The sequence below is a fragment of the Mesobacillus sp. genome (assembly GCF_047739415.1).
Lineage (GTDB): Bacteria > Bacillota > Bacilli > Bacillales > Cytobacillaceae > Mesobacillus.
Window position 1 is genome coordinate 1 of the sequence record NZ_JBIQOE010000074.1, and the last position, 13,676, is coordinate 13,676.

At 44.6% G+C, this 13,676-nt stretch carries 12 protein-coding genes; all 12 read right to left on the reverse strand.

Going from position 1 to position 13,676, the window contains the following annotated elements; all coding sequences use genetic code 11:
* On the reverse strand, nt 1–176 hold a 176-nt coding region (locus ACH0QE_RS06385; RefSeq protein ID WP_415799889.1), incomplete at its 3' end, for a DEAD/DEAH box helicase family protein.
* 339 nt (nt 177–515) lie between these two features.
* Nucleotides 516–749: a CsbA family protein gene (locus ACH0QE_RS06390; protein WP_041966402.1), complete on the reverse strand. Its 234-nt coding sequence runs from the start codon at nt 747–749 to the stop codon at nt 516–518.
* Nucleotides 750–921: 172 nt separating this feature from the next.
* Nucleotides 922–2,163 carry an EAL and HDOD domain-containing protein gene (locus ACH0QE_RS06395; protein WP_415799858.1) on the reverse strand — a complete coding sequence of 414 codons (1,242 nt, stop codon included), beginning with the start codon at nt 2,161–2,163 and terminating at the stop codon, nt 922–924.
* 140 nt (nt 2,164–2,303) lie between these two features.
* Nucleotides 2,304–2,858 (reverse strand): DNA-binding protein, encoded by a 555-nt coding sequence (locus tag ACH0QE_RS06400; RefSeq protein WP_415799859.1) that lies wholly within the window; start codon nt 2,856–2,858, stop codon nt 2,304–2,306.
* A gap of 159 nt (nt 2,859–3,017) precedes the next feature.
* Entirely contained in the window at nt 3,018–3,425 is a 408-nt protein-coding gene (locus ACH0QE_RS06405) for a GNAT family N-acetyltransferase (protein ID WP_415799860.1), read from the reverse strand.
* Nucleotides 3,412–4,098 (reverse strand): HAD family hydrolase, encoded by a 687-nt coding sequence (locus ACH0QE_RS06410; protein ID WP_415799861.1) that lies wholly within the window; start codon nt 4,096–4,098, stop codon nt 3,412–3,414. Before ACH0QE_RS06410 ends, ACH0QE_RS06405 begins: the two co-directional genes overlap by 14 nt.
* Before the next feature lie 59 nt (nt 4,099–4,157).
* Nucleotides 4,158–6,614, reverse strand: a complete 2,457-nt coding sequence (locus ACH0QE_RS06415) for a S8 family serine peptidase (protein ID WP_415799862.1) — start codon at nt 6,612–6,614, stop codon at nt 4,158–4,160.
* 491 nt (nt 6,615–7,105) lie between these two features.
* Complete coding sequence (locus ACH0QE_RS06420; RefSeq protein WP_415799863.1) at nt 7,106–8,536, reverse strand: S8 family serine peptidase; 1,431 nt, start codon at nt 8,534–8,536, stop codon at nt 7,106–7,108.
* 608 nt (nt 8,537–9,144) lie between these two features.
* Entirely contained in the window at nt 9,145–9,801 is a 657-nt protein-coding gene (locus tag ACH0QE_RS06425) for a response regulator (RefSeq protein WP_415799864.1), read from the reverse strand.
* A complete protein-coding gene (locus tag ACH0QE_RS06430; protein WP_415799865.1) occupies nt 9,776–11,635 on the reverse strand; it encodes a GAF domain-containing sensor histidine kinase in 1,860 nt (619 codons plus the stop codon). Before ACH0QE_RS06430 ends, ACH0QE_RS06425 begins: the two co-directional genes overlap by 26 nt.
* Nucleotides 11,636–11,866: 231 nt before the next feature.
* Nucleotides 11,867–12,796 (reverse strand): peptide ABC transporter permease, encoded by a 930-nt coding sequence (locus tag ACH0QE_RS06435; protein WP_415799867.1) that lies wholly within the window; start codon nt 12,794–12,796, stop codon nt 11,867–11,869.
* Nucleotides 12,793–13,641: an ABC transporter permease subunit gene (locus ACH0QE_RS06440; protein ID WP_415799869.1), complete on the reverse strand. Its 849-nt coding sequence runs from the start codon at nt 13,639–13,641 to the stop codon at nt 12,793–12,795. The genes ACH0QE_RS06435 and ACH0QE_RS06440 overlap by 4 nt, the downstream gene beginning before the upstream one ends.
* Nucleotides 13,642–13,676 lie beyond the last annotated feature (35 nt).

Sequence of the window (13,676 nt, forward strand, 5' to 3'; positions counted from 1 at the left end):
GGCTTGTTCACTTCCTTGATCACATTGGAAATCGTGAACGTCTTCCCTGTTCCTGTCGCGCCAAGAAGCGTCTGATGCTTCTTGTTATCGCGGATTCCTTGCACCAGCTCTTTGATGGCCGCAGGCTGGTCTCCCTGCGGAGAATACTTCGAGACTAATTCAAATTGGTCCTTCACAGAAAAGCCTCCTGTAATTTTAAATTTCTGGGCTCTTTTTCATAAACTTAGTTCCATTCACAGCCTGAATGCATTCATTAATTCAGAAACTATTTTGAAAAGAGCTTTCCTCTATATAAGCCTTACATAGTTGTCAAAAAGTCATATCCTCATTCTACCACAAAGAAGGGAAAACAAACCAACAAAAAGCGAACAAACATTCGAATTAGTATCTGAGTTTTATAAGGTGATGCTGTAGGTTGTCGAATCCTCGTTAATCAAACGTTTGATTGAAGTGGGCTTATTCCTTTGACAATAAGAAAAACCCGCCGGACACAATCCGACAGGCTTACTTTTAAATTATGACTGCTTCTTGTTGCGCTTCATCATCCGGTTCGCCAGATAGAAGCCCACGGTCAAAGAAAAGGCATCAACGACAATCAGCAGGAAGGAATCTGTGTATCCTTTATAAACGGAAGCCGCAATCAACGCGACCGTCAATACGAGCGCAAGGATGTGGTTATAGGCAACCCTGGTGAAAAACACAACCATGAAACCAGGCAGGAACAGTGCGGACAAATATTTCAGCACCAATTGATTAAACACCTCATTCAGAGAAATAACGAAAATTTAGAATCATCTTTTTAAAATATAACTTTTTTAGAGGCTGGTTACAAGAATCTTCCTCTTAAAAGAAGTTTGTTTTCGTTTTGGTTGTTGCTTTTACTATAACAGCATAAAAGAAAAAGCATGCATCCGCATGCTTTTAAATATTCACTTCACTTAAAACCTTAGTAGCCCAGTCACTTGCCTCGCCATAGAGCCTAAAAAGCTCTTCCATAGGCATATTGGTTGGATTGAAGGTCAGCTCCACATCTTCGTGAAAGGCGTGTTCGATGTCTTTTAAAAATTGGAGCATGACGTATTCGTCGTTCTTCTCACCAGATAAGGCATCTTTCAGCTCATTGCTTAACGGCAGGTCTTCAAGCAGTTCCTCCATCGGATGGTGCAACAAGGAATCCATCAACGAGAACATTCCGAGCAGGAAGTATTTTGACGCCAGCACTTCTCTGCCGACCTTCCTGCCGATCAACTCGCCTAGTTTCCCGCGCTTTAGCGACAGCTCGATGATTTCCCTTTCCTTCGTACCGCCCGAACCTTTGTCTGCTCCCCTGATCGCTAATACATAAATCCACTTTTTGATTTCATTAAGCCCTAATAGAATGATGGCTTGCTTTATCGAGGAAACCTCATTCCTTGGCCTGAAAACCGGGTTATTGATCAGCCTCAGAAGTTTATAGGAAAGAGATATATCCTTTTCGATAACCTCCTTAATCTTTTCAAGATCAGGCTCTGGACTCTCAATTTCTTTTAAAATCTGAAAATACGAATGATAGTAGGATGGGATATCATAGCTGTTCAAGATCACAGGTTTGCTGAAATAAAAACCCTGGAAATAAACGAATCCATCTTCTTTTGCCTCTATGTACTCTTCAATCGTTTCGACTTTTTCAGCAAGAAACTGAATGTTCCGATCCTTAATAAAACGAATCATTTCCTGCCTGTCACTTCGGCTCGTCGTCCGGAAATCAATCTTGATAATATCTACATAATCTAAAATTCGAACAGTCAATTCGTTCCACTGCGAAACAAAGAAATCATCAAGCGCAATCGTGTACCCATGCTCCTTCAGCTCTTTACAAATCCCCAGGATGTCTTCATTCAGTTCCACTGTTTCCAGTATCTCGACTACGATGGATAATGGGTTGAAGTATGAAGGGACACCCAGTTTTAATAGTTTATCAGTAAAATTAATAAAACAAGGCTTGCCATTCGATAATTCTTTGATTCCAATATTCAAGAAACTATTTACGATTACATCTGTTGTAGCCTGGTCCCCATCCGTGTGCTGATAATTATTGACCGAGCTGTTCCTGTATAGCAATTCATAAGCAACTGTCTTTTCATTTATATCAAATATAGGCTGCCTGGCAACATAAATATCCATAAAGACTCCTCCCGGGGACGTGAGACGACATTTCTGTAAATATTAAACAATACTATTGTAGGAAAAATATACTATTATTTTACAAGTATTACAAGAGTCAAAAAGTATTTACCATATTTTGTGGCCTTCTACATTATGAATTATTCAGTGAGGCGTTTGATTTTTTTACGAATGGATTCTCTTGTCCGCCCGAGCATATCAGAAATCTCTGCCAGGTTTTTTCCGCAGCAGTGCCATTCAAGGACTAGCTTTTCTTCATTCTTGGTCCACGCTTTGTAATTCTTGACTTGCCGTGGAGTTTTACGTTCTTCTGCTACCCAATAGGGTTCAGGCGGAAGTGCGTCAGGTTCGAGCTTGGAGAAGTCAATTTTATGGCGATTTTTTTCGGCCCACAGCCAGAATTCATCGGTGTTGATAAACGTGAATTTCTTTTTGCTTCGGGTAATCCGCTGATGCGAATCCAGTTCATGGTTAAGGATCCATTGCATGACGGTATTTCGGTCAATCTTGAGGACTTTTGCCAGTTCTCCGGCGGTCAGCATTCCTGTGTAGGATTTTGTGTGGGAGAGCCCCAATCTCGTTATCTTCACTTCAAGGGCCGTGATACTTCGATTCAACCTTCTGGCAATAGTAGATAATGATTGGCTGCCAAGCTGGTCTTTGATCATTTGTATATCTTCAGGTGCATATTTCATCTTAGATCTCAACCATCCTTTAATCTAAAATTACTAGTTTTTGAGTTTCGCTCGTCTTATTAGAACATACCTCTACCCCCAAAAGAATACCAAGCGGAGTATAATTACACCCTTTCCTATTATTTAATAACACAGGGGTTTTTTTCCATTTATATCCAGCTAGTACTTTCGGAACATTCCATATGAATGAGGAAAAGTATAGTCAAAACCAAATTGTTCATAAAGCTTGTTTGCCGGGGCATCCGCAATCAGGCTGACGTACGAACCTTCATAAGTATGCTTATCAAGGTATTGCATAAGATCCCTCAATACCAGTTTCCCAAGACCCTTCCCCTGATACGCCGGCTTAACCGCGATATCGACTACTTGAAAAAAGGCTCCGCCATCGCCAATAATCCGGCCCATCGCCACCAACGTTGACTCATCATAAACCGCAACAGCAAACAATGAATTCTTCAATCCAATCTGGGCAGCTTCCAGCGATTTGTGGCTCATTCCTGATTCTAGGCGCAGATTGATATATTCAACTGCATTGGGCGGGTCGTATGTAATTTTAAAGTCTTTCATGAAAAACAGCTCCTTCCAGGATAATGCTTAGCAGACTCTTTAAATCTTCTATAATAAAATCTGCCTCAGCCTCCTCCCAATAGTCATCCCGCTTCCAGATTCCAATCATCCCAAAGTTCCGGGCTGCTACCACATCATTTTCAGGGTGGTCTCCCACAAATATACTGTGTGCCGCCAATACTCCAAGTTCGTCAAGTGCTCGCTGGAAAATTCGTGGGTCAGGCTTTCTATAACCAACTGCTTCTGAGATCAGGATTGAATCAAAGTATCCTTCAATTCCCAATGCTTTTATATTGTCCATCTGGAATGGAGTTTTGCCATTCGAGACTAATCCGAGTTTAATTCCCATCTGTCGGAGATCACCAAGGACCTCGTGCAAATACGGAAAAGCGATGCATGAATGCTTGAAATTCATCATGTAATCCTCCAGGAGGCCGTCCGATGTCAGGTCCCTGATATTGAATTCTTTTAAAAGCTGGCGGTATACTTTGTCCTTCCAGACATATCCCCTTGCATCCAATTCTATGAATCTGCTTTTATATCGCTGTTTGTCTATCAAACTCAATTCAGGCCAAAAGCGATCATACTGGTCTTCGATAAATTTCACGACAGAAGCATTCCGGTCCAGCAAGGTGCCATCAAGGTCAAAAAACACAGCTTCTATTTTAGGCATACAAACTCCCCCTATATGGAAAAAGAACAGACCCGTTTTCGGCCTGTTCTCATTTTACCTTATTTCAGAAAAGCGTTATAGTAACGTGTCATTGCAACAGCAAAGTCACCTCGTGTATTTTTTACAGATGGGCTAAAACTGGCTGTTACCTTTGGTTCCAGATCATACGGACCCTGTGTGACAGCGAATTTCGCATTGAGGATATTCAGGTCAAGAGCTACCTGTACGTAACCTTTCAGGTGCTCAGGCACTTCTGACGCATCTGAGATTGCGATTCTTTCGTCACTATACTGGACAGTCAGCTGTCCGTCGAATTCCTCTGCTTCCTTTTGCAGACCTAATGATTGAACCAGTGAGTATGCCAGCTCCGCGCGGGTCACGCCATCCTTTGGTGCGAATTTGCCGTTAGTTTTAGGCAAGATGACGCCCTTCTGGATATGCTGTTGGTCGCGGAAGGATGCTCCTTTTGCTGTTGCTGCTTCGACGAATGGCAAGTCTGCGCCTGAAACATCTGAGAAGCTCGGTGCCGCTGGCAATGATTGCTTAATCTCAGCACCCATCACCAAGTATTTTGCCAGTTCTGCTCTTGTTAAAAGCGCATCTGGTTTGAAGGCTCCATTCGAGAAGCCGTCGAATAATCGTTCACTTACACCCATTTTAATCGCTTCAGCTGCTGGATGGCCGGAAATATCGTTCAAGCCGGAGAAACCGCTGACCTTCGTGAAGGCCATTTCTCCTTTTATTGTTTCAGGCAGGGCAACGCCGAGTGGATTAGCATCCGCACCGCGAAGTCCGCGGATTTCAGCCTTCCATGCCCCTGGTGCCGGAGAAGTCACCGATACGGTGCGATCATAGTAGAGCGGGAACAGCAGGCTGACACCCGAGCTGTGTTCTGTGCCATCCGGAGCGATCAGCACAAGGTTGATCGGGTTGCCCGTTTGTTCCATGAGACCCGCACCGTCGACTTTTGCCACAAGACTGGACATTCCTTCTTCGACTGTAAATTCATATTGATTGTCAGAGATAAATGTCAGCGGGTTGTAATCTACCGAAAATTCCTTGCGTTCCGTTGATGAGTCAACATTGCTATAGAATGTCTGAGTTGAATTTAACGTTGAACCATAAGCTGTATCGTTGAACGCTTTATCAATTGCAGCATAGGCATTCACATAGCCTGCGCCGACTTCCCACGTTTCATAGCCTGACATATTCGTAGCAGTCTGCTCAAGGATTTGCTTGACTTCACCAGGAGATAATAATGGATTTGCTTCAAGCATTAAGGCAACGATACCCGCAACATGCGGAGTCGCCATCGATGTACCGCTCATCGTTGTGTAGTAAGGAAGGTACGCCGTTTCAATTGTTTGGGCATCCTGATCGGCAGACAGGCTTGAAACTGGCGCAATGACACGAGTTGAAACGATGTCCACACCAGGAGCCGTCACGGTCGGTTCATCCTTCCAAGTCCATTCCTTTCCATCCATTGTAAACGTTCCGCCTACACCTTTCGTGCCTCTTGAAGAGAAATCAGCCAGCGTCCCATCTTTGACTCCTGCAGCGACTGAAATGACCCATGGAGCTTTAGCATATGGGTTATGGGTGTTTTCTCCCGGTCCTTCATTACCTGCCGCAAAAAGAACCGTAATTCCGCGGTCGTGCGCTTTTTTGCTGGCAATATTGATTGGGTCATTCGGATCGAAGTCTCCTGATGAACCCCATGAATTTGTGATGACGCGGATATTATATTGTGACTGATGAGTGATCGCGTAGTCAAAACCGCCGATTCCATCCAGGACGAACAATGCCGCTCCTGAACCGTAACCGATTAAGTCCGCCCCCGGCGCAGCTCCTTCGTATTTTCCGCCAGACATCGCTCCTGTCCCGCCGACCGTTCCGGCTACGTGTGTACCATGGCCTGAATTGGTATCAGTGTTCGGTACGTTTTCCTGGTATGTGACCGGCAGCAAGCCTGGTGCAAGTGCATTCAGGTTTGTGGAGCCCATGACATTCTGGACAAGGTTTTTACCAAGTTCATGATCTTTATGAGTTCCGTCAACTCCACTGTCATTTACGACGACACCAATTCCTTTTCCGGAAACAGGCAGGCCGCCGTTTGCTTTGCGGAAGCTGTCATCTGTTCTGGCTTTATCGACGCCTGTGATTGCGGTGGCATCTGCGTTGAAGTAAGTAAGCTTTCTGTTCATGTAGATCGACTGAACTTCCGGGTTTGCCGCAAGTTTTTCAATTTGCGCTTTTGTCGCAATGACTCCGGCTATCGGCAGGGATTTCATGCTGATTCCCGTTTCGATGCCGAGCGTTTTTAATAAGGATAGCTGGGAGCTGGTTGGAGCACCGTCCCCTTTAAAAGTGACGATGACTTCCAGTGAACTTGCAGAATCAAGCGCCTTGCTGACCAGCGGATCAATGACCGCCAGGCTGCTCGCCTTCCCCTGAGGTGCAGAAAATACTGGAAAAACGAGCAACAAGGCTAACAGCAGATACATAAAACGTTTCATGATATTCTCCTCTCGTTCTATAGAATTTCGAATATTCCTAACTTAATTATCGTGAATTCCCCTCTGTAAAACTATTCTTCAAAGGTTATAAAATAAATTTCCGTAATGACTATTCTTGTATCGTACAAAAGTTATAGATGGGTAGTGCTGATGTTTTTTCGTTTAGTTTTTTCCAAAATTAGGATGACGGTGCAATTAGCAGGTTTCTTCGTGCAATTATTGTCTAAGTTCGTGCAATTAATGTCCTTGAACGCGCAATTCCGATGAATTTCCGTGCAATTAGCTCGGCTGAGCAAGAGAATAATTTTTCCAGTTTGAAAATACAGGATTAAAAAAGGTAATTTTCTAGATTTGGAGTGTCTATTCCAGTCAGAAAAATATTTTTCTGCCGGATTCTCGCTAAATTCGTGAGTCTTCTCCTCAGCATTGCAAAAAATCCTTCGCGGGGGAGTAAAATCTCCCTTGCACAAGCAAGGGAGATCAACTAATCATTATTTTTTCTTCTTAAAAGCAGCATCTACCGCATTATAAGCATTCACGTAGCCAGCGCCGACTTCCCATACCGCGTAATCCGGCATAGAAGTGGCTGTTTTTTCGAGGATTGATTTTACCTCGGTAGGCGACAGCAACGGATTAGCTTCAAGCATCAAAGCGATGATGCCGGTGACATGCGGAGCGGCCATCGATGTTCCGCTCATCGTCGTGTAATATGGCAGATACGCCGGCTCAATGTATTCAGCGTCAGCTGTAGCACCAAGCGCCACGAGCGGGCTGATGACTCTCGTCGAAATGATGTCTACTCCAGGGGAAGTCACTGTCGGCTGATCCACCCACTTCCATGTCTGGCCATCGACTGTTACCGTTCCGCCCCGGCCCTCTTCGCCGCGTGAAGAAAAATCAGCCAGATTTCCTGACTTATCTCCAGCGGCTACGGTAACGACCCAAGGAGCTTTTTTATAATTCCCTGAAATGGTTTTTGCGTCCGGACCTGAGTTCCCTGCGGAGAAAACCGTCACGATTCCGCGGTCGTACAGTTTTTTCGTTGCAATATTAATAGGGTTGTATGGATCAAAGTCAGTCCCGGCGTCACCTGTGTCTCCCCATGAATTCGTGATCACGCGGATGTTGTATTGCTGCTGATGGGTCAGCGCATAATCAAAACCGCCAATTGTATCAAGCATCGCGACCGCCGCGCCTGATCCGTAGCCAATCAGGTTCGCACCAGGAGCGACTCCTTCATATTTCCCTCCTGACATTTCGCCAGTTCCGCCAACAATACCTGCTACATGCGTGCCATGTCCGGAGCTTGAATCAGTGTTCGGCACATTTTCAACATAAGTTACTGGCAGCAAGGTAGCATCAATCGCATTAAGATTAGTCGAGCCCAACACATTTTGGACGAGATGGCTGCCAAACTCCAGGTCACGATGCGTCCCGTCAACTCCGCTGTCATTGATGACGACGCCAATCCCTTTGCCAGTTACCGGCAAGCCGCCATTCAGCTTTCTCATTGTGTCATCTGTACGAACCTGGTCAACTCCAGTGATATCTGTCGCTTCCGCATTTTCATATTCCAGCTTCTTGTTCAAATAGATGGAGACGACCTGATCGCTTTGAGCAAGCTGATCAATCTGTGATTTTGTCGCAAGAATTCCTGCGATCGGCAGGCTATTCAGCGTCAAACCCTTCGTGATCCCAACCTTCTCCAGAAGATTTACCTGTTCAGGCAGAACACCCTCATCGCTTTTAAAAGTAACGATTGCTTCGACCGGGGTGATGGTCGTCAAAAGCTTTTTCGTCAGCTCGGAGTCAACCACAGCTTTGACAGGCTCAACTGCCTTTGTCGTTGTTCCAGGAACAATCGAAGCAAAGACCGTCGCGGCCATGAGAATAAATGATAAAAATGCAGCTTTAAACTTCATTCAATTTTTCAGCTCCTTAGCTATTTTTCTTAATATTCCCACAATATTTACATGAAAACCATTCTGCATAGTATTTAAAAAATAATATCCTCTGTACTAATCTTGGATACTACTAAAGTAGTATCCAAGGTTGGCAGGATAAAGGTGCTATGCATATTATTTCGATTGAGTTACTTTATTAATTGGATTGGCTTTTCCATTAAATTCACCTCATTTATTTTACAAAAAATGTAAAAAGTAGTGATTAAGGTTGTTTTCGTAGTGATTATGGAAAATTCCGTAGTGATTATCGCGATTTTCGTAGTGATTCTGTTCATTTTCGTAGTGATTCTGTTCATTTTCATAGTGATTAATCTTCCAGATTGATTCCTGATTAGACACATCGGCTCTCGAACAGGTTTTTCTCCTCAAATCTGCTAGTAGATTGTCAAAAAATGCGGAATTCACCTCAAAGTACAAATTAATGAACCAATTTTGCATAGACTGGCACAGATAATCGCAAAATTCGGGAGTGACACAAAATTCTGCAGGGCGCGAGATCCTGTCAAAAATCACTGCTTCCTACATAACATAAAAGAGCCCCTTTCTCAGGGACTCTCATAAATAATCTATGCCCCGCTGGATGTCGGCGGGATTGGTACGAGCTGGTGCTGGACGGCGTGGATGACGACCTGGGAGCGGCTTTTGACGTTCAGCTTTTTGAAGATCTTGCTGACGTGGATTTTGACGGTTTTGTCGCTGATGAACAGGCGGTCGGCGATTTCTTTGTTGCTGAGGCCTTCGACCAGGCAGAGCAGCACTTCCTTTTCACGCTCTGTCAGGGTCGTGTCCTCCTTCTGTGTTTCTTTTTGCTGGTGGAAGGCGAGCAGTTTTCTCGTCATCGATGGATGGATCACTGATTCTCCGCGGGCTACGGTCCGGATCGCCTCGACGACCTGGTCAGAAGGCGCGTCCTTCAATAAGTAGCCGTCCGCTCCCTCGCGAATGGCCGACATGAAATATTCCTCGTGGCTGTGCATTGTCAGTACCAATACTTTGATATGCGGGTATTTCTTTTTCAAAATGCCCGTGACTTCAACGCCATTTTTCATCGGCATGTTGATATCCATTAAAATCATATCCGGCTTGCATTTTTCTACCTGTAATAGTGCGTCGTCACCGGAGACGGCTTCACCGACGACTTCGATATCTTCTTCAACTGAAATGATATTGCGGAGCCCGTCACGGAGCACGGCATGGTCATCCACTAGCATGAGCCTGATCATTTGTCGTTTCCCCCTCGATTCCCATTCTAGGAACGGTGATGCTGACTTCCGTTCCTGAACCTTCCTTGCTGTCGATCTGCAGGGAGGCGTTGATTTTTTCAGCGGCATCATTCATTTGCAAAATGCCAAAATGCGGCTGGTTCCTCGCTTTCAGCATCGCCTGGAACAGCGAGAATCCTTTTCCTTCATCCTTGATTTTTAAAAGTATATGCTCCGTTTGATAGCTTAAGAGAACTTCAACCTTCATTGCCTGAGAATGTTTGATAGCGTTATGAAGGCTTTCCTGAAATGTGTCGAACAGGACTTTTTCGACCATCGGGCTGAGCTCCTGCTCCTGCCCCCTGATCTCGAATTCAATGTCCTGCTGGTATTCCTTCTGGACGGCTTCAATTTTTCTTAGAATCGCTTCAGCCAGTGTCGCTTTTTGAGTAGGATATGGGCGCAATGCATAGATCGATTCGCGCACTTCCTTCAGGCTTTCCCTGAGACCCATGACACTTTCGTCCACAAGCTTCCTTGTTTCCTCAGGGTTTTTATCGAACTTCTTCCCCGCCGTTTCGAGCTTCATCACTGCCCCGGCAAGTGTCTGGGCCACTCCGTCATGAATGTCGCGGGCGATCCGGTTCCGTTCCTCCAGGACAATCACCTTTTCTTTTTCGGTAAAAAGCATCCGTGTCTTGATGATGACGGCCAGCTGGTTGGCAAGCGTCGCAATGGATTGAACATCGTGGTCCTCAAAGCTTTTCGTCCGGCTCCTGGCAATGATGAACATCCCGATTGTTTCGTTCTCGATGACAAGTGGCGAATAGACGAACGCCTTCACGTCTTCTTCAAAACAAACAGCTGCAACTCCGCCATCCTTTTTGCGGTCATTATAGACTACAGGGTTTCGCATTCCATCAAATTCAGCAAATGCTTCTGGCGGCAATTCGCAATTCGATAGTGTCCTTCCATCTTTAAAGCTAAGCTCCCATTCATCATCTTTTTTGACCCATAATAAACTGGCCTCTGCACCAATCAATTCATTAAAGCTTCCTCGTAAAGCCGAAAGCCAGTCCTGTGAAGGAAGCATCTGGTTCAACTCGGAGGTGATCGAAAAAAGAAGCTTCAAACGATTCTTCTCTCTTTTCAACCTGGCAATCGTCGCGCTCAAAAGGGAAATCCCGACTAGCGGAGAGAAAAAGAAGAAGTAAGCAAATACATCGATTTCACCGCGATTTTGGCTGCCCACGACATACAGGGTAATTCCGTAAATCAAGGAAATACCCGCACTATTCAGTTCCGTGAGCGTCTTTTGCTTCCACATTTTAAAAGAATAATGCTGTGGCCTGATAACCAGAACGAGGTCTACAATCACGTTGTTGACCAGAACATATACTGCCAGCAGGAAAATATAACCCAGCATTCCCTGGATAATCGCTGTGGGTGCAAGCTTTTCCAGCAGAGGTTCCATCAAAGGCAGCAACTTAGCTGCAACGTAAAAACTGATTACCAGCTGGGCGGGGTTGAACAATACTGTCCGGACTGGCCTTCTATGAATGAGATTCACAATCAGGACGGCTCCTGCATAGGCAATCGCTGTATAAGGAAATCCATACAGCAAAAATAAAACATAGACCACCGGGAATGTGATCGCCGTATGCCCTCTCCAAACCGGCATCGGATAGTACTCGCTAATAAGCAGGAATAAAAATAAAAGTGCTAAAACAACCGGTTCGCCTGGCGGTTCCAATTTTACAAGAGAGAGAAGGATAAGCAGCCAGCCAATCAATGAAATCGAGTTCATGAACAGCTTTGCCGACTTTTCCCTTCTTTGTGAAAGTGCCTTTTCCAAACAGCGCACCTCCTTTAAGTTTAGAATTTTCAGTTAATTAATTTTATCGTGGGAGTGCTCAAAACACAAATAAAACCCACTCACTGGCCGAATGGGGATACCACTAGCCAATGAATGGGCCAAACTCACGAAGAGTTTTGTTGAACACTATTATGGCAAAATTTTTGCGCGCAGACTATTCATCCAACGGGGTATTTTTATAGTACGAAAGTGTTATAGCCATCGCTACCCCTATATGCCCCTATTTTTTCTGACCCTATCCTTCTGCTTGAAAAAGTCGCTCAAGGCTTTGTTGATCATCGCCACACTTAGGGCGGTCAGAGTGAAGAACAAGATTGGCACATAGACAATCCATTCATGGGCAAGCATGAAGCGTTTATTCAGGCCGATCAGCCCTGCCCATTCATGGGTGACTGATGATGGCGGGCCGTCGCCCATGATGGTGCCGCCGAACAGTACCATCATCACGCCCAGATGAACTAGCAGTGTCAGCACCTGCAGGAACTGCTGGCCGAACATCAAAATCCACTCCTCGTACAGTTGCGGAAGAACATGTTTAAAATAGATATGGCGCTTTGAGCCGCCAAGAGTAATGGCGGATTCAATGAACTCCTCATTCCAGACGCGCCGTTTTTGTTCGACAAGCTGAACAGTCAAGGATGGCAGTGCCACCAGGATCAAAATGATGAATTCATACAGCGCTCTGACCCAAAAAGGATGATGGAATCCCTCGATTGTATACAAGACAACCGTGCTCAAGAGGAAGTACGCTATCAAGGTCTGTGGAAAAAAGGATAATGGTTCTGATATTGCCTTAATGACATTGAATGTTCGTTGTGGTGTGCGGAATAGAAAATAGCTAAAGATGACCGCAAAAAACATCCTGAAGAAAGCCACGATCAAAACGATCCCGATGGAATACTTCGCCCCTTCGACAACGGTATGGAGCAAATCATAGCCATACATATCCGAGCCAAAAATAAAAACATCAAAAGGCGGGTATGGCGGTGCCTTCTCCAAAGTCCCATCTTCATTATAGACGTACGGAATCTGCCTGATTTTGCCGTCATTCAAAACAGTATTCAAAATGCTTAGTGTCATTAAAATAATCAGGAATGATGTTCCAAATATGAATTTTTTCTTTTTCAGCAATCTGCTCATATCGTGTACCTTCTAAACTCTATTAATCTATAAATGACGAAAAACACTGTAAAAAATAATATACAGGTAAAGACAAAAAGCTCTACTGAAATATGCTTGATATTGAACAGCATCAATCCATCCAGGTTAAAAATATACTCGACCATCACAAGGGTGGATAGCATCATCCAGATAACCGTCTTAAAGTGGCAAAGGAGGTCCTGGCTGATATTCCGGACTACGTGGATATTCAGCATATAAAGGCGAGATAACCCTTTTGCTCTTGCGAAAGTGATGTACTGTTTATCCAGTTCTTCAAAAATCTTGAGTACGATGACCTGGGTCAAAAAAAGAAAAATCGGCAGGCTCAGGCTGATCAGCGGCAGCAGGACTGCCTGATTATCGCTACCAAGCGAGGTCGTCTGGACGAATTTCACCCCGAAAGTTTTTAAAACCCAAATCACAGCCGCCTGCAGCAGGAACATCCACAATACATCAGGGACTGACCGGATGATTTCTATAAAACTCAAAATATAGTCTTTTTTCCTTTCATAAAAGAGGACGATCAAATAAGAAAGCAGGAATGCAAACAACAATGCCGTAAAAAAGGCACTGCCCAATGTCTTCATTGAATAGAAAAAGCGGTCCATCACCGCCGGCAGCATCTCATGCTTTCCATCGTAAGTTAGATTACTTAATGTGAAAATCTTAAAAGCCAACTCCCTTACATTGTGAAAATAACCCTCCGTATCAAACGTCAAATCCCTCAAAAGGACTGGCAGGCTCCCGATGGCTATAAACAGGAGTACTCCTACTATGTACTGCAAAATAACGGTGATGAACCGCCTTGCACTTTTTATTACCATGACAAATCCCCTCAACTCTACCCTTAGTCCTTAAA

Excerpts from the sequence above, each read along its gene's own strand:
- ACH0QE_RS06395 (WP_415799858.1), bottom strand. The coding sequence starts at position 2,163 with ATGGATATTTATGTTGCCAGGCAGCCTATATTTGATATAAATGAAAAG.
- ACH0QE_RS06400 (WP_415799859.1), bottom strand. The coding sequence starts at position 2,858 with ATGAAATATGCACCTGAAGATATACAAATGATCAAAGACCAGCTTGGC.
- ACH0QE_RS06405 (WP_415799860.1), bottom strand. The coding sequence starts at position 3,425 with ATGAAAGACTTTAAAATTACATACGACCCGCCCAATGCAGTTGAATAT.
- ACH0QE_RS06410 (WP_415799861.1), bottom strand. The coding sequence starts at position 4,098 with ATGCCTAAAATAGAAGCTGTGTTTTTTGACCTTGATGGCACCTTGCTG.
- ACH0QE_RS06415 (WP_415799862.1), bottom strand. The coding sequence starts at position 6,614 with ATGAAACGTTTTATGTATCTGCTGTTAGCCTTGTTGCTCGTTTTTCCA.
- ACH0QE_RS06420 (WP_415799863.1), bottom strand. The coding sequence starts at position 8,536 with ATGAAGTTTAAAGCTGCATTTTTATCATTTATTCTCATGGCCGCGACG.
- ACH0QE_RS06425 (WP_415799864.1), bottom strand. The coding sequence starts at position 9,801 with ATGATCAGGCTCATGCTAGTGGATGACCATGCCGTGCTCCGTGACGGG.
- ACH0QE_RS06435 (WP_415799867.1), bottom strand. The coding sequence starts at position 12,796 with ATGAGCAGATTGCTGAAAAAGAAAAAATTCATATTTGGAACATCATTC.
- ACH0QE_RS06440 (WP_415799869.1), bottom strand. The coding sequence starts at position 13,641 with ATGGTAATAAAAAGTGCAAGGCGGTTCATCACCGTTATTTTGCAGTAC.